Source organism: Paraburkholderia sp. HD33-4 (assembly GCF_021390635.1).
Classification (GTDB): Bacteria; Pseudomonadota; Gammaproteobacteria; order Burkholderiales; family Burkholderiaceae; genus Paraburkholderia.
The window spans coordinates 3,195,579-3,216,652 of the sequence record NZ_JAJEJS010000001.1 but is presented as its reverse complement, the minus strand read 5'-3'; the positions used below and the strand labels follow the sequence as shown (position 1 = coordinate 3,216,652).

Here is a 21,074-nt window from a genome sequence, read left to right as displayed (position 1 = left end):
GGGGGGGGGGGGGGGGGGGGGGGGGGGGGGGGGGGGGGGGGGGGGGGGGGGGGGGGGGGGGGGGGCGGGGGGCCCCGCCCACCGCCCACCGCCCACCGCCCACCGCCCACCGCCCACCGCCCACCGCCCACCGCCCACCGCCCACCGCCCACCGCCCACCGCCCACCGCCCACCGCCCACCGCCCACCGCCCACCGCCCACCGCCTGCCTGAGCGTCGCCACCAGAAGTGTCGGTGGGCCTCACGGACTGCGTGGCCGGGTTTCATCCCCAACGAAGGCTCCTTCTTCACCCCAACAAACTCCCCTCGCCGAATCCGCCAAAAGGTCGGCACGTCCCGCACAAAAACGACCCTCCACGCTGAGCGCAAACGTTAGCGCCCCATCATTTTCGTCTACCTTGAAAAAGGCGATGCAACGTGCATCGCGAGTGCGCCAATTCACCGGCTCCGGCACCTTTCACTGGGTAATATTACTGTCACATCTGATTCATGATTAGTCACGTTTTTGTCATAAAGAGACCCTAAGCTTCGCGGTGTTCGAGTTTCACGCTCACACCACACGCTCACACCCCTCTTGGAGGTCTCATGAAATTGATGCAAACCGTGTTCGCTGGCGTCGCTGGCGCGCTCTTCGCAATCGCAGCGCAAGCCGCAGACATCACCGGCGCGGGCAGCACGTTCGCGGCACCGATTTACACGAAGTGGGCCGACGCTTATCAGAAGACCGGCGGCGGCAAGGTTAACTACCAAGGTATCGGTTCGTCGGGCGGCATCAAGCAGATCGAGGCGAAGACGGTCGATTTCGCTGGTTCGGACGCTCCGCTGAAGGACGACGAACTCGCGAAGGCAGGCCTGTTCCAGTTCCCGACGGTGGTCGGCGGCGTGGTGCCGGCAGTCAACGTGCCGGGCGTGAAGCCGGGCGAACTGGTGCTGTCGGGTGAAGTGCTCGGCGACATCTATCTGGGCAAGATCAAGAAGTGGAACGACCCGGCCATCGTCGCGCTGAACCCGAAGGCCAAGCTGCCGGATCTGGACATCGCCGTGGTGCGCCGCGCTGACGGTTCGGGCACCAGCTTCATCTGGACGAACTACCTGTCGAAGGTCAACCCGGAATGGAAGACGAAGGTCGGCGAAGGCGCGACGGTCAACTGGCCGACCGGTACGGGCGGCAAGGGTAACGACGGCGTTGCGGCATTCGTGCAGCGTCTGCCGGGCGCGATCGGCTACGTCGAATGGGCGTACGCCAAGCAGAACCACATGAACTATGTCGCGATGAAGAACGAATCGGGCGCCGTGGTTCAGCCGGAGACCGACACGTTCAAGGCAGCGGCTGCTGGCGCCGACTGGTCGAAGTCGTTCTACCAGATCCTGACGAACGAGCCGGGCAAGAACGCATGGCCGATCGTCGGCGCGACGTTCGTGCTGCTGCACACGACGCAGGACAAGGCACCGCAAGGCACGGAAACGCTGAAGTTCTTCGACTGGGCGTTCAAGAACGGCGGTCAGGCTGCGAACGATCTGGACTACATCTCGCTGCCGCAGTCGGTCGTTTCGGAAATCAAGACGCAGTGGAAGCAGAAGGTGAAGGATTCGGCAGGCAAGACGCTCGCCGAGTAACAGGCGTATGCTGGCGCGGTCCGGACCGCGCCCTGTAGCACCCCGGCCGTCCTCGTGCGAGGACGGCCTGTGACTTTCACGCGGCATGCGCCGCATGCATCACCCCGACCGCCCGACATGTGTCGTCCGGCAACTGGAAACAGGTCCCTCAGGCTCTCATGTCCGATATTCATTTAGCGTCCGGCACGAGCCGGGCCACTCCGCCTGGCAGCGCGTCGCAGCAAAAGGCGCCTGGCCGCTCCGGCGATGTGATCTTCGGCGGCCTCGCACGCCTTTCCGCCATCGTCACGCTGTTGCTGCTCGGCGGCATCATCGTGTCTCTGATCGTCGCCTCGATGCCGTCGATTCGCGAGTTCGGTCTCGCGTTCCTGTGGACGGCGGTGTGGGATCCACCCAGCAAGCAATTTGGCGCGCTCGTGCCGATCTACGGCACGATCGCGACGTCGATCATCGCTCTCGTCATCGCGGTGCCCGTCAGCTTCGGCATCGCGCTGTTCCTGACCGAACTGTCGCCCGCGTGGCTGCGCCGGCCGCTCGGCATCGCGATCGAGCTGCTCGCCGCGATTCCGTCGATCGTGTACGGCATGTGGGGTCTGCTCGTGTTCGCGCCGATTTTCGCGATGTGGTTCCAGAAGCCGCTCGGCGCGGTGCTCGGCGGCATTCCGATCGTCGGCGCGCTGTTCGCCGGTCCGCCGATCGGCATCGGCATTCTGTGCGCGGGAGTGATCCTCGCGATCATGATCATCCCGTACATCGCGGCGGTGATGCGCGACGTGTTCGAAGTGACGCCGGTGCTGCTGAAGGAATCGGCCTACGGTATCGGCTGCACGACGTGGGAAGTCATGTGGAAGATCGTGCTGCCGTTCACCAAGACCGGTGTGATCGGCGGCGTCATGCTCGGCCTCGGCCGCGCGCTGGGTGAGACGATGGCGGTCACTTTCGTGATCGGCAACACCAATCTGCTCGACAATATTTCGCTGTTTTCGCCGGGCAACAGCATCACGTCGGCGCTCGCCAACGAGTTCGCGGAAGCGGATCCGGGCCTGCACACGTCGGCGCTGATGGAGCTCGGCCTGATCCTGTTCGTGATTACATTCATCGTGCTGGCGATTTCGAAAATCATGCTGCTGCGTCTCGAGAAAGGGGAGGGCGCGAAATGAGCGGGCCGTCCCTGAACATGCCGGGTCTGAAGGACCCCGCGACGCTCGAAGCGATGCGCGTGCGTCTGCAAGGGCGCCGTCGCATGACCAACGCGCTTGCGCTGACGCTGTCGCTCGCGGCGATGGCCTTCGGCCTGCTGTGGCTCGTGTGGATTCTCTACACGACGCTGCGTCTCGGTATCGGCGGTCTGTCGATCGAGTTGTTCACGCAGTCGACGCCGCCGCCGAACACCGACGGCGGCGGCCTCGCCAACGCGATCGTCGGCAGCCTGTTGCTGGTCGGGCTCGCGACCTTCGTCGGCACGCCGATCGGCATCATGGCGGGCGTCTATCTCGCCGAATACGGCCAGAAAGGCTGGCTCGCCAACCTCACGCGCTTCATCAACGACATCCTGCTGTCGGCGCCATCGATCGTCATCGGTCTGTTCGTCTATGCGCTCGTCGTCGCGAAGATGGGCCACTTCAGCGGCTGGGCCGGCGTGCTCTCGCTGGCGCTGCTGCAGATTCCGATCGTGATCCGCACCACCGAAAACATGCTCAAGCTCGTGCCGAACGCGATGCGTGAAGCCGCGTTCGCGCTCGGCACCCCGAAGTGGAAGATGGTGCTGTCGATCACGCTGAAGGCGTCGATCGCGGGCATCGTCACCGGTGTGCTGCTTGCGGTCGCGCGGATTGCCGGCGAAACCGCCCCGCTGCTCTTCACCGCGCTGTCGAATCAGTTCTTCTCGGTCGATATGGGCCAGCCGGTCGCGAACCTGCCGGTCACGATCTACAAGTTTGCGATGAGCCCGTTCGCGCAGTGGCAATCGCTCGCGTGGGCCGGCGTCTTCCTGATCACGCTCGCGGTGCTGGGACTGAACATCCTCGCGCGCACGATCTTCTCGAACAAGTAAGGGCGGAGTGAATCCGATGAACATGGCAGAAACCCAACTCAATCCGATCGGGCATGTAGCCGCGCCCGCGGGCTCCGACCCCGAGAGCAGCGCTCACGCACAAACGCCGGCGCGTCCGAAGATCGAGGTCAAGGACCTCAACTTCTTCTATGGCAAGTATCACGCGCTGAAGAACATCAATCTGCAGATTCCCGAAGGCAAGGTGACCGCGTTCATCGGCCCGTCGGGCTGCGGCAAGTCCACGCTGCTGCGTACCTTCAACAAGATGTATGCGCTCTATCCGGAGCAGCGCGCGGAAGGCGAGATCGTGATGGACGGCGAAAACCTGCTGACCACCCGCCAGGACATTTCGCTGCTGCGCGCGCGCATCGGCATGGTGTTCCAGAAGCCGACGCCGTTCCCGATGTCGATCTACGACAACATCGCTTTCGGCGTGAAGATGTTCGAGAAGCTGTCGCGCTCGGAAATGGACGATCGCGTCGAATGGGCGCTGACCAAGGCGGCGCTGTGGAACGAAGTCAAGGACAAGCTCGGCCAGAGCGGCTACGGTTTGTCCGGCGGCCAGCAGCAGCGTCTGTGCATCGCGCGCGGTATCGCGATCCGCCCCGAAGTGCTGCTGCTCGACGAGCCGTGCTCGGCGCTCGACCCGATCTCGACGGGCCGCATCGAAGAGCTGATCGCCGAGCTCAAGAGCGATTACACGGTCGTGATCGTCACGCACAACATGCAGCAGGCGGCCCGTTGTTCGGACTACACTGCCTATATGTACCTCGGTGAATTGATCGAATTCGGCGACACCGAAAAGATCTTCATCAAGCCGGTCCGCAAGGAAACCGAGGACTACATCACTGGCCGCTTCGGCTGATCCGCCGGGCAATACAACGGAGTACGACATGTCCGATAAACATCTGTCCAGCCAGTTCGACGCCGACCTGAACCTGGTTTCGTCGAAGGTGCTCGAAATGGGCGGGCTCGTCGAGTCGCAGATCGTCAACGCGATGCAGGCGCTCAACGAATTCGACCTCAATATCGCCGAGCAGGTGATCGCCGCCGAAGACCGTCTGAACAAGATGGAAGTCGAGATCGACGAGGAATGCAGCAACATCATCGCGCGCCGTCAGCCGGCCGCGCGCGATTTGCGCCTGCTGATCGCGATCTCGAAGACCATCACGAACCTCGAGCGCGCCGGCGACGAAGCCGAAAAGATCGCCAAGCGCACCAAGCGTCTGATGGAAGACGGCGCGTCGCGCACGATCAACATCGCCGAGATCAAGCTGTCCGGCGAAATGGCCGTGTCGATCCTGCGCCGTGCGCTCGACGCGTTCGCGCGTCTCGACACGGTCGCCGCCGCGCAGATCGTGCGCGACGACAAGGCGATCGACGAGGAATTCCGCGCCTTCGTGCGCAAGCTGATTTCGTACATGACCGAAGATCCGCGTTCGATCTCGGTGGGCCTCGACTTCCTGTTCATCGCCAAGGCGATCGAGCGGATCGGCGACCACGCGAAGAACATCGCGGAATTCATCATTTACATCGTCAAGGGTACCGACGTGCGGCACCAGTCGCGCGACGCGCTCGAACGCGAAGCGCTCAGCTAATCCAGAGATAAGGAACAGAGGTGCCGATGCCCAGCAGCATTCTCGTCATTGAAGATGAGCCCGCCATTTCCGAACTGATTTCGGTCAATCTTCAGCACGCCGGGCACTGCCCGATTCGCGCGTACAACGCAGAGCAGGCGCACAACCTGATCAGCGACGTGCTGCCCGATCTCGTGCTGCTCGACTGGATGTTGCCGGGCAAATCGGGCATTTCGTTCGCGCGCGATCTGCGCAACAACGAGCGCACCAAGCACATCCCGATCATCATGCTGACCGCTCGCGGCGACGAGCAGGACAAGGTGCTCGGCCTCGAGATCGGCGCCGACGACTACGTGACCAAGCCGTTCTCGCCGAAGGAACTGATGGCGCGCATCAAGGCGGTGCTACGCCGCCGCGCGCCGCAGCTGACCGAGGACGTGGTCGCGATCAACGGCCTGAAGCTCGATCCGGCCACGCACCGCGTCGCCGCGCATGCGGAAGGCAGTGAGATCAAGCTCGATCTCGGCCCGACTGAATTCCGTCTGCTGCACTTCTTCATGACTCATCCGGAGCGCGTGCACAGCCGCACGCAACTGCTCGACCAGGTGTGGGGCGATCACGTGTTCGTCGAGGAGCGTACCGTCGACGTGCATATCAAGCGTCTGCGCGCGGCACTCAAGCCGGCCGGGTGCGATGCTATGATTGAAACGGTGCGCGGCAGCGGCTACCGGCTGGCGAAGAGCGGCTGATAGCCGTCGGCGGCGCACTGAGCTGAGCTGTGCTGTGCCGCCACACCTCCTTCCTGCGCTGTATTTTCTCTTCGATCGCTAGACCATGAACATCATCTGGGCGCGCTCCATCGTGTCGGTCGTGCTGCTTGCTGTTCTGTGCGCGGTGGTCGGCGCACTGGTGAACGTCAAGGCAGGGCTCGCTCTCGCCATCGTCATGCTGCTCGCACAGAGCATTTTCAGTACCTTCCACAAGCAGCGCCTGTGGCGTCTGCTCGACGCGCCGGTGTACGGCGAAGTGCCGAGCGCCCCCGGCATCTGGGGCGAAATCTACTACCGTCTGCACAAGCTCGCGAAGCGCTGGCACGCCCAGGTGCGCCAGGTCGAGCAGCAGCATTCGCGTTTCATCCAGGCGATCCAGGCGTCGCCGAACGGCGTCGCGATGCTCGATGATCACGATCAGATCGAGTGGTGCAACGCAATTTCCGAAAGCCACTTCGGGCTCGATGCGAAGCGCGATCTGCGTCAGCACATCACCCATCTGGTGCGTCATCCGGACTTCGTGCGCTATCTGAATTCGCATCGGTACGAGGAAATGCTGATCATGCGCGGCATGGGCGACAAGCGCCAGAACGTGCTGTCGGTGCAGGTGTTTCCGTATGGCGACAATCGCAAGCTGGTGCTGTCGCAGGACATCACCGAGCTCGAGCGCACCGATGCGATGCGGCGTGACTTCGTCGCCAACGTGTCGCACGAATTGAAAACGCCGCTTACTGTGCTGTCGGGTTTTCTCGAGACGATGCGCGAGCTGCCGTTGGGCGAAGCCGAGCGCGCGCGTTATCTCGACCTGATGGAGCAGCAGGCGTCGCGCATGCGTCATATCGTCAGCGATCTGCTCGTGCTCGCGACGCTCGAGGGCGACAACAAGCCGCCGAGCGATCAGATGATCGACATGCGCGCGGTGTTGCGGCATCTGCACGACGACGCGCAAAGCCTGTCGAGCGATCATCACAGGATCGTCTTCGATGCCGACGAAGCGTTGACCGTCACCGGCGTCGAAACCGAGATTCTCAGCGCGTTCGGCAACCTGGTGACGAACGCGATCCGCTATACGCCGGACGGCGGCTCGATCAAGGTGAGCTGGCGCGCGCAGGGCGGCCATGCGGTGTTCTCGGTCGCCGACAGCGGCCTCGGCATTCCGGCGGCCGATATTCCGCGCCTCACCGAGCGCTTCTATCGCGTCGATCGCAGCCGTTCGCGCGACACGGGCGGCACCGGGCTCGGTCTCGCGATCGTCAAGCACGTACTGCAACGGCACGATGCGCAACTCGACGTGAAGAGCGAAGAAGGGCGCGGCAGCACGTTCACGGTGCGCTTTCCGGTGTACCGGTCGGCGCGCTGTCAAACCGCGCAGGTTTGAATGCGGCAGTCGTCCGAGCGGTCAACCAAAAAAAAACCGCCTGAGAAGGCGGTTTTTTTATGTGCGCTCATTCTGAGGTGCTCACCGTCGCGGCGAGCACCCGCAAGGCGAGCGACTACGAACAGAACTTGCCGAGCAGACTCATCTGCGCATTGCGCGACGCCTTGCCCGGCCGGCGCCGGCGATAGTGACCGTCGCTCTGCATCAACCAGGCCGACTGGTTGTCGCCGAGAAACGCCGACAGCCCTTCCGCGATCACGCGCCGCTTCAGGCGCCGGTTATTGACCGGGAAGGCGACTTCGACGCGTCGGAACAGATTGCGATCCATCCAGTCGGCGCTCGACAGATAGACCTGCTCCTGGCCGCCGTCGTAGAAGTAGTAGATGCGATGGTGTTCGAGAAAGCGCCCGACGATCGAGCGCACCGTGATGTTCTCGGAGAGTCCTTGCACGCCCGGCTGCAGCGAGCACACGCCGCGCACGATCAGATCGATCTTCACGCCGGCCTGTGACGCTTCGTACAGCTCGGCGATCACCGTCGGCTCCAGCAGCGCGTTCATCTTCGCGACGATGCGCGCCTTCTTGCCCGCGCGCGCATGCTCGGCTTCCTTGCGGATCGCGTCGACGAGCTTCGGATGCAGCGTGAACGGCGATTGCCACAGCTCGTGCAGCTTCAGCTCGCCGCCGATCCCGGTCAGCTGCTGGAACACATGGTGCACGTCTTCGCAGATCTTCTGATCGGCGGTCATCAGACCGAAGTCGGTATAGAGGCGCGCGGTGCGCGGGTGATAGTTGCCGGTGCCGAGGTGCACGTAGCGCTTAAGCGTCGACTTGCCGCCCGCCGATACGCGTCGCACGATCAGCATCATCTTCGCGTGGCACTTGTGGCCGACCACGCCGTAGACCACATGCGCGCCGACCGCTTCGAGCTGCGACGCCCAGTTGATATTGGTTTCCTCGTCGAAGCGGGCGAGCAGCTCGACCACCACCGTCACTTCCTTGCCGTTGCGCGCGGCCTGCATCAGCGCGTCCATCAGCGGCGAGTCGGTGCCGGTGCGGTAGATGGTCTGCTTGATCGCGACCACGTTCGGGTCCTTGGCTGCCTGCAACAGCAGTTCGAGCACCGGCTGGAAGCTCTCGTACGGATGATGCAGCAGCACGTCGCCCTGATCGATCACGTCGAACATGCTCGCGGCGTTGGCGATCTGCGGCGGTGTGGAAGGAATATGCGGGACGAACTTCAGATCCGGCCGGTCGACCATCTCGGGCAACTGCATCAGCCGCACCAGATTGACGGGGCCGTTCACGTAGTAGCAGTCCTTGTTCGACAGACCGCTTTCGTCGAGCAGGCGCCGCACCACATGCGCGGGCGTTTCCGCCGACACTTCGAGCCGCACCGCATTGCCCAGATGCCGCGCCGGCAGTTCGCCCTGCAACGCGACGCGCAGATTGGTGATTTCGTCTTCGTCGACGAACAGTTCGCTATTGCGCGTGATCCGAAACTGGTTGCAGCTGCGCACGACGAGGTTCGGAAACAGCTCGCCGACGAAGCGTTGCAACAGCGAGCTCAGCAGCACGAAGCCATGCGGATAGCCCGACAGTTCCTGCGGCATGCGCACGAGGCGCGGCAGCGCGCGCGGCGCCTGCACGATGCCCATCATCGCCTGGCGGCCGAACGCATCCTTGCCTTCGAGCTCGACGACGAAGTTCAGGCTCTTGTTCAGCACGCGCGGAAACGGATGCGCGGGATCGAGACCAATCGGCGTCAACACCGGCAGCAGTTCGTCGAAGAAGTAGTTGCGCGCCCATTCGGTCTGCGCGTCGCTCCAGGCTTCGGTACCGTGGAAATAGATGCCTTCCTGTTCGAGCGCGGTCAGCACCGTGTCGTGCAGCATCGTGTACTGGCGATGCACGAGCTTCTGCGCACGTTCGACCACGAGGTCGTACACGTGCTGCAGCGACATGCCGTCCGGCGACAATGCGCCGGGGTTGTCGCGCATCTGTTCCTGGAGCCCGGCCATGCGGACTTCGAAGAATTCGTCGAGATTGCTGCTGGTGATGCAGATGAAGCGGAGGCGTTCGAGCAGGGGGACGGCGGGATCGGCGGCTTGCGCCAATACGCGCTCGTTGAAACCCAGAATGCCCAGCTCGCGATTCAATAAGGGATAGCGGACGGACATCGGTGGCGAGATTGGAATGTCTGAAATGGAGACGGAAAGACGCTCGGAAATTCTCACGATTTGATGACGTCCTGATGACATCGACGATGTTTTTTACATTTTATGCCGCAATCGTCGCCTGTCGTCAATATGACGCGTTACCTATGCGACGATACGAAACTCCCTGCGCCGCGAGGTGACACCGTGAAGGCTGCTACGCTTAGAATGGCGTCTTTGAACAGTGCCGCCGGCCGCGACGCGCATCATGCGCCGAAGGCGCCGGGCAGGCGCGCGGCGCTGCCAGCGGCCGCCGCCACGCCCGTGGCCGCAGCCGCCGCGCTCGCGCGCATGGAGTACGCTTACCCGATGGCCAATATCCCTCATCTCCTCGCCGCCGTCGATCTCGGTTCGAACAGCTTCCGGCTCATCGTGGGCAGGGTCGAGGAAACCGACGCGGGCAGCCAGATCTATCAGGTCGACGCCTTGCGCGAGCCGGTGCGGCTCGCGGCCGGGCTATCGAGCGACAAGATGCTCGATCGCGCCTCGCAGGTGCGCGGTTGGGATGCGCTGAAGCGCTTCGGCGAGCGCCTGCGCGATTTTCACCCCGACCACGTGCGCGCGGTCGCGACCAATACGCTGCGCATCGCGAAGAATGCGGGCGAGTTTCTCGGCGAGGCGCAGGCCGCGCTTGGTTTTCCGATCGAAGTGATCGCGGGGCGCGAGGAAGCGCGCCTGATTTATGCAGGCGCCGCGCACTCGGTGCCGGCGAGCGCGGGCAAGCGGCTCGTCGTCGATATCGGCGGCGGTTCGACGGAATTCATCATCGGCTCGCACTACACGCCGATCATGATGGAGAGCCTGTATATCGGCTGCGTGAGCCATAGCCGCGCGTTTTTCCCGGCCGGCAACGTCGACGAGTACACGATGCGCCAGGCCGAGCTCGCCGCGCGTCGCGAAATCCAGATCATTTCCGCCGAATACAAGAAGACCGGCTGGGAGCAGGCGATTGGCTCGTCGGGCACCGCGCGCGCGCTCGCCGAACTGGTCGAAGCGAACAATTTCAACGATGCGGGGATCACGCACGGCATTTCGCGCGGCGGCCTCGAGCGGCTCAAGCGCGCGCTGATCAAGGCCGAAAACGTGAACCGGCTGAAACTGATCGCGCTGAAGAGCGACCGCGTGCCGGTGCTCGCGGGCGGCCTGTCGATCATGATCGCGGTGTTCGACGAACTGGGCGTCGATTATGTCGATACCACCGACGGCGCGCTGCGCCTCGGCGTCATGTACGACCTGCTCGGCCGTTCGCAGCACGAGGACATGCGCACGGTGACGGTCGAGGGCTTCATGCGCCGTTATGGCGTCGATCGCCCGCAGGCGGGGCGCATCAGCGATCTGTCGACGAGCTTCTACGACCAGTTCATTGAACCGGACGAAGAGCGCCGCGCGGAAAATCGCATGTTCATCGGCTGGGCGGCGTCGCTGCATGAAATCGGGCTGTCGATCTCGCATAGCGCATATCACAAGCATTCCGCGTATATCGCCAGCAACGCCGACATGCCAGGCTTTTCGCGCACCGACCAGGCGCGCCTCGCCGCGCTCGTGCTCGGCCATGCGGGCAAGCTCGGCAAGCTGTCGCAGACGCGCGACGTCGAATGGCCGCTGCTGTTCTGTGTGCGGCTCGCGGCGTTGCTGTGCCGCCGACGCGCGGACGTCGGTCTGCCGGGCATCACGGTTGCTCAGGCGAACGGCGGCTACGAGGTGCGTTTGCCGAACGAGTGGGTCGCCAACAATCCGTTGACGGACTACAGCCTGATCCAGGAGGCGGCGGAATGGGAGAAAGTCGGGATTCCGTATCGCGTCGTTTATACGGACGATTGACACGTCGCGGATCGACGCACGGTTCGATTCGCGGTGTGTGCATGAACAAAAAAAGCCCTGCAGATGCAGGGCTTTTTCGTCATTCGGCGGCGCGATTTATCGCGGCAACGTATCGCCGAGGAAGTGCCGCGCGTAGCGCGCGTTGATCTCGGACAGACGGAACAGCGTCAGGAAGTCCGCGGTATTGAAGTCGGGGTCCCATGCCGGCGCGCCGCAAATCTTCGCGCCGAGACGCAGATAGCCCTTCACGAGCGGCGGTGGCGCGACGGCGGCGCCGGTCTGCAGTTCGTCGACCGGCAGCGGCGTATGCGGGAATGCGCGATATTCGGGTGCGGTCAGCGCGTTGTCGCGCAGCGAGCAATACAGGTTCGCCGCATAGTGGCCGCCGTCGGCCATCGCGACGCTTGCGCAGCCGAGCATCGTCTCGTAGCCGTTGTGCTTCATGTACGCGGCGAGCCCCGCCCACAGCGACATGATCACCGAGCCGCTGCGATAGTCGGGATGCACGCACGAGCGGCCGACCTCGACCATCTTCGCGCGCAGATGCGTGAGACGCGACACGTCGAATTCGCTTTCCGCATACAGACGGCCGATGCGCGCAGCCTGGTGCGGTGGCAGCGCGCGATACGTACCGACCACTTTCAACGTGTCGAGATCGCGCACCAGCAAATGATCGCAGTACGAATCGAATGCATCGACGTCGAGGCCTGCGGGGCCGCTGAGGCGCGCGCCCATTTCGTCGGCGAAGACGCGATAGCGTAGACGCTGCGCTTCACGCAGCTCTTCGTCGGTACGCGCCCACGACACTTGCAGGCGATGCTGCGCGGTGACCGTTTCCTCGGCGCGCGGCAGACGGCGCGATTCGAAAAGGGAGGCGAAGGGCAGGGTGGGCGTCGGCAGTTCTCGCATTGGCTGTCCTGGTCGAAAAGAGTGAGGATTTCTTTTTTCGCCAATGTAGTAACGCGCGGTGACGCTCGCATGGCAAAGCCGTGACGATTGGATGACTGCCCGTAAGCCCTCGCGTGTGTGCCTGTAATGTCGGGAGCTGTCGCGCGACGCGCGCGCTCAGATCAGATCGGGGCTGATGGCGGCGCGCAACACTGCCTCCTGTTCGCCGTTGCGATCGCGGCTCTCGATCCACCAGATGCCCGCTTTTTTCAACGGCCAGCTCGCCCGGCTGTCGCCGAGCAGTTGCGCGGCGACGTGACCGAGCGTCGGTTGGTGGCCGACGATCACCACGGTCTGCGCGATGCCGCCGGGCCAGCCGGCCGCTTCGAGGACGTCGTTCGCGCTCGCGTTCGGCGCGAGTTCGCGCACGACGCGATACTGGTCGCTCAACGTCTCGGCGGTCTGGATCGTGCGCACGGCGGGGCTCGCGAGTACGACCGCGTCGTCGGGCAGGCGGGAGCGCAGCCATTTCGCCACGTTCTGCGCCTGCTTGCGGCCGCGCGTGGTGAGCGCGCGGGAGAGATCGCTCGCGGCGACATCTTCGGCTTCGGCGTGACGCCAGAGGATCAGGTCCATGGGAGTCTCCTTTGTGAGCGGCTTGGGATGGCGTTGCGGCGGGTTTGCGTTCGGTTTGACGCGTCTTCGCAGCGAGGTACGTGCTCAAGCACTGTCGCATGCACGGGTGATGATTTGCAAGGCGAGTGCCTGACGACGGATTGGATGTCGGCGTTCGGGGAACGCGAGCCCAGAAGCAAAAAACCCGCGAAGCCGGAGGCTACGCGGGTTTCGTACTGCTTTTCGTGGTCGGAGCGAAAGGATTCGAACCTTCGACCCTCTGATCCCAAATCAGATGCGCTACCAGGCTGCGCTACGCTCCGACGAGACCGAGAGTATAGGGGGTGCGGACTGGAGCGTCAATCCCTTGGCGTCGTCGACCGTATTGGCCATGCCTTTCACCGCCAACGCGCTCGCGCTCGCGCTGGCCTCGCGCAGAGCTATATGCGTCCCATCAACAGCAGAATGATCACGATGATCAGCACGACGCCGACGAGTCCAGTCGGCCGATAGCCCCAGCCGCTGCTATACGGCCAGCTTGGCAACGCACCGATCAGCAGCAGGATGAGCACGATTAGCAGGATGGTTCCGACGGTCATGGCGTTCTCCTTTTTGAGGGGGCCGCGAAATCGCAGGCCGCATTGTCACGCTGGTTTGGCGCATGCGCGCCGCGACAATCGACGCGCGTGTCGCGCGCCTATTGCTGGATCGGAACCAGCAAGGCATGTGCCCATCAGCTATGAAGATTGATGCAGCGAGTGTCTGGTCGAAGGCGCAAAAGAACAGCGTGGCGCCTCGAAGCGTCGTGGTTCGACGTGGTGTGTGTAAAGAACTGGAAGGGGCGTTGCGCACGTCCAGCGGACGTCGGCGCGCGCGGCGCGTTCATGCGCCGCAACGCCGGTCATCGCGTCATCGAGGGGACGCGCGACCGAGGCACCGCGACATGCCGGTGCCGCGACTACAGGCCATTCGGTCCGGGTCGAAGATAACCCGCATCAATGCCTTGGACGCCTCCAATGCGGCATATGCAGATGCTGATGGGTCCAGTGATGCAGCATGCCTTCGCCGTCGTGTTCACGCCGGTACGTTCGCGATTCGAAAATCGACAACGCCACCAGTACGATCAGGCCTATGGCGAGCCCAATCAGGCCCGCAATCGATTCACCGTCCATGGCAGTCTCCGGTAGGTTCAGCCATGGACCCATAGTAGCGCAGGTCCGGCGAAATCTCACGAAATGGAAGGAGCGACGCACGAGCGCGCGTGACGGCGTCGCGGAGCGGGCTTTGCGGTTAGACTCTCGGCGCGCCGGCGGACGTCCGTCCGCCAATCCTTTGTCCCGGAGACGATGCAAAATGACCCGCGTTCTGACTCTTGCCTTGCTGTTGTGTGCCGGCGTCGCCGGCTGTGCGGACAATCCGTCCGCGCATCACGGCAGCCCGCCACGCGATCCCGCCGACTACCACGGCGTTCCTACCGACGATCGGCCGCCGACGATGGTGCCCGCGCCCGACTCACAGTAAGCGCTCGTTCAGAAAGCGCCTGCAGCGCGAAATCGGCATCGAAGTGAAAACGACCGGCAAAGGGCAGAGAGAGGGCGAAGCACCGGCGCGGGCACGCCGGCACTTCTGACCCGCGCCGACTGTTCGCGCGGAGAGCACGGGCTGAGAGCATTCTAGGACGCGCCCGTTATGCGACATGTATGCGCTTGTTTCAAGCCGTAACGGTCTGTCGACCGCCGAACCGCCTACGTAGCGCCGCGCACCGCACTACGCCGTCGCAATCCCCCGCGACAACCCCGGCAGGTAACGCGCGAGTGTCACGCCTCGCGTAGCCATAAAGATCAGCAGCGCGATCCACAGCCCGTGATTGCCGTGCCAGGCGAGCAATGCCGACGACGCCGCCACGAACACCGCGAGTGAAACCACCATCGCCACCATCAGCTCGCGCGTGCGCGTCGCGCCGATGAACACGCCGTCGAGCAGGAAGCCCCACACGGAGATCACCGGCGACAGCGCCGCCCACGGCAGATAGGTTTCAGCCGCGGCGCGCACAGCGGCCTGATCGGTCAGTCCCTCGATGATCCACGCGCCCGCGCCCCAGTACACCAACGAGAACCCGATCGCGCCTAACGCCGACCACAGCGCGGTGACCTTGACCGCTTGCGCGAACGCGTGACGATCGCGCGCGCCGATCGCCGCGCCGACCAGCGCCTCGGCCGCGTGCGCGAAGCCGTCGAGCCCGTACGCCATGAAGGTCTGGAAATTGAGCAGCAATGCGTTCGCGGCGAGCGTCGCGTCGCCTTGCCGCGCGCCGAGATGCGCGAACCAGCCGAACGACGACAGCAGGCACAACGTACGCACGAAGATGTCGCGATTGAGCACAACGAGCCGCTTCAGCGCGGCACCGTCGAACAAGGCGGCGCGACTGAGCGCGGGCAGGCCGCGCGGCCGGCCGTGCCATAGCAGCGCGAGGCCGAGCGCGAAACCGAGCGCGTCGGCGGTTGCGGTGGCCGCGCCGATGCCGGCCACGCCCCAATGAAACGCGTACACGTAAAGCAGCACTGCGACGATGTTCACGCTGTTGATGAACACCTGCGACAGCAGCGCGAGCCGCACCCGCTGCGTGCCGAGCAGCCAGCCGAGCACCACGTAGTTGCCGAGCGCGAGCGGCGCGGCCCAGATGCGCGCGTGGCAATAAACCTGCGCGTGCCGCTGCACGGCGTCGCTGCCGCCGATCGCCCGCAGCGCGTAGTCGATCAACGGTTGCTGCACGAGCAGCACCAGCGCGCCGATCGCGGCCGCCATCAGCAGTGCGCGCACGACGGTGTTGCGCAGCTCGTCGCTGCGCTCAGCCCCGTGCGCCTGCGCGACGAGGCCGGTCGTGCCCATGCGCAGGAAGCCGAAGCCCCAGAACACGAAGTTGAAGAAGAGCCCGCCGAGCGCGACGCCGCCGAGGTACGAGGCACTGTCCAGATGACCGGCGACGGCGGTATCGACCGCGCCGAGGATCGGCTGCGTCAGATTCGCGAGGACGATCGGGAAGGCGAGTGCAAGCACCCGGCGATGCCAGCGCACCGGCAGTGCGGGCGCGTTGGATGTGTGCGCGGCGGTTCCGGAAGGCGCGGCGTGAGGCGTCCGGGCGACCGGCGTGCCGGTTCCGGGCGCCTCGTCGCTCAAGAGCGCTCCTGCACGCAGACCCACGGCGAGACGACGACCGCCCACAGCTCTGGGTCGCGCGCGGCGAAATCGGCGGCGGTCTCCGACTGCACGCGCTCGACGAGGCCGGAGGACAACCATTGCGCGACCTGGGTGGTGTCGTCGTTGGCGATCGCTTCGGCGACGCTCACGAGATCGAGGTCGCGCGCGACGCGCAGGAGTATGCCGCGCGCAAAGAAACGTTCGAGCTCGCTCCAGCCGATTTTGGCGGTTTCGCCGAGCAGCTTCGCGTAGAGGGGGCTTTGGGAGGCGTCGTTGGAAGTCATCGTAGGCGGGGTCGGACGGGGTCGTCACTATAAACCATTGGCGCGGACCGGCGAGCCGCGCGGCGGCCTTGCGCAACGCGCCGGGCGGTCATTTACGCATCGTCGGACTGAGTCGGATTCTGAACCTGGATGCCCGCGGATTCAACGACGATGGTACGCGAACCGTGCCGTCCATCAGCGTCACCATTAATCGTCCGAATATTCAAAGCCCAAACGAGTTTGAATGCGGTTTCAGGATTGTCGGTAGAATTGTCAATGTTAAATGTTTCACTATTCGCGAATTTGTTGTGAAGAAATATCGACGCTTATTCGGAACTGAAGCGGCGACTAATCGATGCGTTACGTGCGTTTCCGCACCAAGGCAATATTCCCGAGCAAAAGCGACCTTATTGCGAATGAGTTAGTGTTATTCGGCCAGACGTCTTTCCTCTGCTGTTTTCGCGGGACTTCCGGCCGATTGCCCTGGAACATTGGCTGGTGCGATGCTCGCGCATTCCAGTTCGAATCACTTGGCGTATTGTGTATTCCAGCCGCGGCGCATTAAGCCGGTCTCATTCCGACATTTCCGATTCACGGATTGCGTAATCCGTACGCCGTGTAACATTGACCGCAAAATTAATGGATTGCGCTTGTAAATGCAGATTGTTAGATTTCGTTCTGGCGCATGGTGAACCGGTCCTTTGCCGATATGCGCCGAACCCCCGTTAGCCCGGCCTCGTGCCGGGCTTTTTTTTGAATGGACTTACGTGGATGTTTTGAGTTGCCGCAGCGATCTTCACCGCGAATTCACATACGCGTCCGATGATGGCGGATTATTTTTTCGGCGCGAGGCTCATGAACTGGGTGATCATCTTCGTCGGCGTGTGGGTGATCGCGCTCGCCTTGTTGCTGCTCTTCGCCGCGCGCATCGATCCGCGCTCGGGGCGCTGGCGACGCCGCTAAGTGGCGACGCCAGGTGGCGACGCGATCCGGCGGGGCGGCCGCGCGGGCCGCATGACGCGCCGCCTTTACTGCTTGCAGCGAATTACCATCGACCGGTTTTTCACGTTAGCGCCGAAAATCCCGCCGACCGTGCCGCCCGACGTCCCGCCGTTGTCGACGTCTTTGGAAACCACGTCGTAGCCGTAGTTGCCGCAGGTTTCGCCCGCGCGCTTGTAGCACTCGGCCCAGCTCGTGCTGGCGTCGCTGCCGCTGCAATTGATCGCGAAGCCAGTGTCGCCGCTCGGCAGATAGGTCATCGTGGTCGTGGTCGAGCAGCCGCCGAGGCCGCCGAGCGTCACGAGGCCAAGACTGATCGCTGCAGCCGTCGCGACGCGCGCCAATGGGCTTTTCATTTCTGACTCCTTGCAAATAGCGGAAGGGCGTGGCGCGCAGCCACGCCGCTTCGAATTGAGCGTTGATAGCACGGCGGGTTCCCGCGTCCGCCGTCTAGCGCGGCGGCAGTTCCTTCGATGGATCGATCGAGCGGCCCTGGTAGCGAAGCTCGAAGTGCAGCATCACGCGATCGGTATCGGTGTCGCCCATCTCGGCGATTTTCTGGCCGCGCTTGACCGATTCGCCTTCCTTCACGAACAGCGCGCGGTTATGCGCGTAAGCGGTCAGGTAGTCGGCGTTGTGCTTGAGGATCAGCAGATTGCCGTAGCCGCGCAGGCCGTTGCCCGCATAGACGACGGTACCGGGCGCCGCCGCGACGATGGGCGTGCCGGCCGCCGCGGAAATATCGATACCCTTCGAGTTGCCGCCGTCGAAACGGCGGAACACGGTGCCGTCGGCGGGCCACATCAGCGAGATCGACGCGGGCGTGGTGGCCGGCGCCGAGTCGGCGGGCGCGGGTCGCGGCGCGGCCGATGCGCCAGCGCTTGCGGTGGCGTTGCCACCGCCGCTGCGGATCGCGCCGCTCGTCGATGCCGCCCCGGCCGCCCCGGCTGGCGGCGCGACACGCAGCACCTGGCCCACCTCGATGCTGTCGGGATTGGTCAGGTTGTTCCAGCGCGCGATGTTCTGCACCGATTGCCGGTTGCCGCGTGCGATTTTCGACAGCGTGTCGCCCCGTTCGACCCGGTAGTAGCCCGGCCCCACCGGCGCCGAGCCGCACGCGGCGAGCAGCGCGAGCAACGCCGCGCAGCCGAGTCGTTTGATTGTTGTGATTTCCAGCATTGGACCTCGCAAAGCGCTGCCGCGCGCCGATCCCGATCACGCGGCACAGACAGACAAAGCGTTCGATTCTAACGGTTTTGTGTTGCGCCCCCCGGCGAGGGGGGCGAGGCGGTGGGCGACCGCTTCGAGCGCTTCGAGCGGTTCGCCGCCGGCACCAGCGTCTCAGCTGGTCTTCTCGACAGTGATGCGCAGTGCCGCCGTTTCGGTCTGACCCGGCTCGAGCCAGCGCAAACCCCGGCCGTTATGGATCGCATCGGGCAGCCCAAGCCACGGCTCCACACAGTAAAAATCCGACTGCGGCGTTTCGGTCCACGTCGTCACCGAGTACCAGGGCACCGAGCCCGGCCGCTGCAGATCGATCGTGATCACGCGGTTGATGCCAGGCGCGTCGACCCGCACCGGCCGATCCGGCGTGCCGGTCAGGCAATGGAAGCGGTCGTAGATACGGTCTTCGTCGAGCGTGTAGCTCGCTTCACCCGGCTCGGCGGGGCTGATCGAGCCGTCCTCGAGCTGACGGCACCGCTCGGTGCGCGGCAGCTCGAGCGTCGTCTGCGCGCGCTGTGTATGCGGCAGCGTGAAGTAGAAGTGATGGCCGGCGTAGTAGGGCAGGCGCGTGTTGCCAGTATTGGTGGTGGTGAGCGTCACGTCGAGTGTGCGCGGATCGACAAGCTCGTAGGCGGCCTCGAAGCGAAAGCCGAACGGATAAAAGCCGCGGGTCGCTTCGCTGTCGGTCAGGACCATGCGCAGGCCGGCGCCATGCACGTCGGCGTGGGGTTCGAACGGCAGGTCGCGCGCGAAGCCGTGCATCGGCAACTCGCGCACGGTGCCCTGCGCGTCGCGCCAATAGCCGATCTTGCCGTCGACGCGGTGACGGCCGAGAAACGGAAACAGCAGCGGATTGCCGCCGCGAATCCGCGCGGGCACGCTCCAGTCGGCATGCTCGGGCCAGTGAATCACCTCTTCGCCGTCGATCGTCCATGACAGCAGACGGCCGCCGGCCTGCGGCGAAAAGCGGAGCACGGAGGCGTCCTGGGCGATCTCGAGAATGTCCTGTTCCGGGGAGAGGGGCATGGTCAATTGGTAGCCAGATAGAGGTTGAGGGTCGCGCAAAGTGGCCGTGGGCCGGCCGCTGCGCCTGCACCGAAGCGGCGTTTTGCGCCACTCGCAGCGACTGCGTCAGGCGCGGCGAAACCGCGATTTTGCGCTGCTTTGCGCTACGGGGAAACCCTTCCCGGGAAATTGCGGGTGTCGGAAAAGCGCGAATCCTAACGATAATCCGTCTGCGCGTCCGGTCAATCCGACTCCCGGGCGAATCGGCTCAGGAGGCATCATGGATCTCGCAATGGCAATGGCGGTAGCCTTGTTCGGTATATTCACGGCTAGCACGTACTTCTTCTTCCACTCGCTCAAGCGCTGATCCCGCCGGTTTAATTCCCCGTCTTTCGCAGCACGCGCGCGACGAATCCGCCGCCCGCTTTCTTGCTCCCGTGTGACAACGGTGTCGAGTTGTTACGCGGCGCGTCATTATTTCCCCGAATGTGGCCTAACCGCTTGGCGTCGAGTTTGCAGCCAGGCATAATCGGTGCGCTTTTGACGCGCCGTTCTCCTTTCGTGCGGCGCGCAGTCCCATGACACTTTGCTTACAAGGACCGCCGCGTGAACCTCTTGTTTCTGATTTTTCTGAGCGTATTGCAAGGCGTTACCGAACTGTTTCCGGTAAGCAGCCTCGGCCACACGCTGCTCGTGCCCGCGGTGTTCGGCATGCATATCGATAAGCATGCACCGCAACTGCTGCCGTTCCTCGTAGCCCTGCATCTCGGCACCGCGTTCGCGCTGCTGTGGTACTTCCGCGAGCGCTGGTACGCGCTGGTGCGCGGGTTCTTCGCGTCGCTCGGCGGTCGCCGGAACGACGACGGTCACATGATGTGGGCGTTGATCATCGGCACGATTCCCGCGGGCCTCGTCGGTCTCGTGCTGGAAAAGCGCCTCGAGGCGCTTTTTCACGATCTGCGGATCGTCGCGATCGCGTTGATCGTCAACGGCGGGCTGCTGTGGTTCGGCGACCGTCTGCAACGCGCGCGCGCGCATCAGGCGCCGGAAAAGCTGACGTTCCGCCAGGCGTTCTTCGTCGGCCTCGCGCAGATCGGCGCGCTGATTCCGGGCTTCTCGCGCAGCGGCCTGACGATGATCGCGGGCAATGCGGCCGGCCTCACCACCGAGAAAGCCGCCGAGTTTTCGTTTTTGCTCGGCACGCCGATCATTTTCGCGGCTGGCGTACTCGAACTGCCGAAGCTGCTTCACGCGCCGAGCCAGCTTGTCGACGCGGTGCTCGGCGGCGTGCTGACCGCGATCGCGGCGTACCTGAGCGTGCGTTTCCTGATGCGCTATTTCGAAGGCCGCGGACGTCTCGCGTCGTTCGGCGTGTACTGCGCGATCGCCGGTATCGTGTTCCTCGGCTGGTTCCTGCTGCATCCGCAACCGGTCTGAGCGCGCCAGAGCGAT

The 21,074-nt window shown here is 64.0% G+C and carries 20 protein-coding genes and 1 tRNA gene; 10 read left to right on the top strand and 11 right to left on the bottom strand.

Translation table 11 applies throughout. The features are described from left to right. Window positions 1-584: 584 nt before the first annotated feature. The 7 genes from pstS (at window position 585) to phoR (ending at window position 7,394) form a co-directional block, all read left to right on the top strand. Window positions 585-1,616, top strand: coding sequence for a phosphate ABC transporter substrate-binding protein PstS (pstS, locus tag L0U84_RS14220; RefSeq protein ID WP_233850655.1), 1,032 nt, complete (start codon window positions 585-587; stop codon window positions 1,614-1,616). 158 nt (window positions 1,617-1,774) lie between these two features. Continuing rightward, window positions 1,775-2,776, top strand: coding sequence for a phosphate ABC transporter permease PstC (pstC, locus tag L0U84_RS14215; RefSeq protein WP_233850653.1), 1,002 nt, complete (start codon window positions 1,775-1,777; stop codon window positions 2,774-2,776). Beyond that, window positions 2,773-3,669: a phosphate ABC transporter permease PstA gene (gene pstA, locus L0U84_RS14210; protein WP_233850651.1), complete on the top strand. Its 897-nt coding sequence runs from the start codon at window positions 2,773-2,775 to the stop codon at window positions 3,667-3,669. Before pstC ends, pstA begins: the two co-directional genes overlap by 4 nt. Window positions 3,670-3,685: 16 nt before the next feature. Next, window positions 3,686-4,534 carry a phosphate ABC transporter ATP-binding protein PstB gene (gene pstB / locus L0U84_RS14205; protein WP_233850649.1) on the top strand — a complete coding sequence of 283 codons (849 nt, stop codon included), beginning with the start codon at window positions 3,686-3,688 and terminating at the stop codon, window positions 4,532-4,534. Window positions 4,535-4,562: 28 nt separating this feature from the next. Further along, window positions 4,563-5,267: a phosphate signaling complex protein PhoU gene (gene phoU / locus L0U84_RS14200; RefSeq protein WP_129958224.1), complete on the top strand. Its 705-nt coding sequence runs from the start codon at window positions 4,563-4,565 to the stop codon at window positions 5,265-5,267. Window positions 5,268-5,293: 26 nt separating this feature from the next. Beyond that, entirely contained in the window at window positions 5,294-5,995 is a 702-nt protein-coding gene (gene phoB, locus L0U84_RS14195; RefSeq protein WP_233850647.1) for a phosphate regulon transcriptional regulator PhoB, read from the top strand. A gap of 85 nt (window positions 5,996-6,080) precedes the next feature. Next, window positions 6,081-7,394 (top strand): phosphate regulon sensor histidine kinase PhoR, encoded by a 1,314-nt coding sequence (gene phoR / locus L0U84_RS14190; RefSeq protein ID WP_129958225.1) that lies wholly within the window; start codon window positions 6,081-6,083, stop codon window positions 7,392-7,394. 115 nt (window positions 7,395-7,509) lie between these two features. On the opposite strand, the gene ppk1 is transcribed toward phoR, so the two are convergent. After that, window positions 7,510-9,573, bottom strand: coding sequence for a polyphosphate kinase 1 (gene ppk1 / locus L0U84_RS14185; RefSeq protein ID WP_233850645.1), 2,064 nt, complete (start codon window positions 9,571-9,573; stop codon window positions 7,510-7,512). 204 nt (window positions 9,574-9,777) lie between these two features. Between ppk1 and ppx the strand changes: the two genes are divergently transcribed. Beyond that, window positions 9,778-11,430, top strand: a complete 1,653-nt coding sequence (ppx, locus tag L0U84_RS14180; protein WP_233850643.1) for an exopolyphosphatase — start codon at window positions 9,778-9,780, stop codon at window positions 11,428-11,430. Between the two features lie 96 nt (window positions 11,431-11,526). Here the strand turns inward: ppx and L0U84_RS14175 are convergent, their stop codons facing one another. The 5 genes from L0U84_RS14175 to L0U84_RS14155 all read right to left on the bottom strand — a co-directional run bounded on the left by L0U84_RS14175 (window position 11,527) and on the right by L0U84_RS14155 (window position 14,105). Then, complete coding sequence (locus L0U84_RS14175) at window positions 11,527-12,339, bottom strand: GNAT family N-acetyltransferase (protein WP_233850641.1); 813 nt, start codon at window positions 12,337-12,339, stop codon at window positions 11,527-11,529. 156 nt (window positions 12,340-12,495) lie between these two features. After that, window positions 12,496-12,954 (bottom strand): SixA phosphatase family protein, encoded by a 459-nt coding sequence (locus L0U84_RS14170; protein ID WP_233850639.1) that lies wholly within the window; start codon window positions 12,952-12,954, stop codon window positions 12,496-12,498. A gap of 225 nt (window positions 12,955-13,179) precedes the next feature. Continuing rightward, window positions 13,180-13,256: transfer RNA gene (locus L0U84_RS14165), tRNA-Pro, on the bottom strand. A 117-nt stretch (window positions 13,257-13,373) separates the two neighbouring features. Further along, complete coding sequence (locus L0U84_RS14160) at window positions 13,374-13,532, bottom strand: DUF3309 family protein (protein WP_018421226.1); 159 nt, start codon at window positions 13,530-13,532, stop codon at window positions 13,374-13,376. A 396-nt stretch (window positions 13,533-13,928) separates the two neighbouring features. After that, entirely contained in the window at window positions 13,929-14,105 is a 177-nt protein-coding gene (locus L0U84_RS14155) for a hypothetical protein (protein WP_168991453.1), read from the bottom strand. Window positions 14,106-14,286: 181 nt separating this feature from the next. Here L0U84_RS14155 and L0U84_RS14150 point away from each other — a divergent pair, with 181 nt between their 5' ends. Continuing rightward, entirely contained in the window at window positions 14,287-14,454 is a 168-nt protein-coding gene (locus L0U84_RS14150) for a hypothetical protein (protein ID WP_233850638.1), read from the top strand. 246 nt (window positions 14,455-14,700) lie between these two features. On the opposite strand, the gene L0U84_RS14145 is transcribed toward L0U84_RS14150, so the two are convergent. From L0U84_RS14145 to L0U84_RS14125, 5 genes are all read right to left on the bottom strand, one after another. After that, window positions 14,701-16,110, bottom strand: a complete 1,410-nt coding sequence (locus tag L0U84_RS14145) for an MATE family efflux transporter (RefSeq protein ID WP_442794003.1) — start codon at window positions 16,108-16,110, stop codon at window positions 14,701-14,703. Beyond that, window positions 16,107-16,415 carry a DUF2288 domain-containing protein gene (locus L0U84_RS14140; RefSeq protein ID WP_129958229.1) on the bottom strand — a complete coding sequence of 103 codons (309 nt, stop codon included), beginning with the start codon at window positions 16,413-16,415 and terminating at the stop codon, window positions 16,107-16,109. The genes L0U84_RS14145 and L0U84_RS14140 overlap by 4 nt, the downstream gene beginning before the upstream one ends. 1,007 nt (window positions 16,416-17,422) lie before the next feature. Continuing rightward, entirely contained in the window at window positions 17,423-17,749 is a 327-nt protein-coding gene (locus L0U84_RS14135; RefSeq protein ID WP_233850637.1) for a hypothetical protein, read from the bottom strand. A gap of 94 nt (window positions 17,750-17,843) precedes the next feature. Then, a complete protein-coding gene (locus L0U84_RS14130; RefSeq protein WP_233850636.1) occupies window positions 17,844-18,572 on the bottom strand; it encodes a peptidoglycan DD-metalloendopeptidase family protein in 729 nt (242 codons plus the stop codon). Between the two features lie 162 nt (window positions 18,573-18,734). Then, window positions 18,735-19,643, bottom strand: coding sequence for an aldose epimerase family protein (locus L0U84_RS14125; RefSeq protein WP_233850635.1), 909 nt, complete (start codon window positions 19,641-19,643; stop codon window positions 18,735-18,737). Between the two features lie 585 nt (window positions 19,644-20,228). Here L0U84_RS14125 and L0U84_RS14120 point away from each other — a divergent pair. Further along, on the top strand, window positions 20,229-21,059 hold the full coding sequence (locus L0U84_RS14120) for an undecaprenyl-diphosphate phosphatase (protein WP_233850634.1): 831 nt from the start codon (window positions 20,229-20,231) through the stop codon (window positions 21,057-21,059). Window positions 21,060-21,074 lie beyond the last annotated feature (15 nt).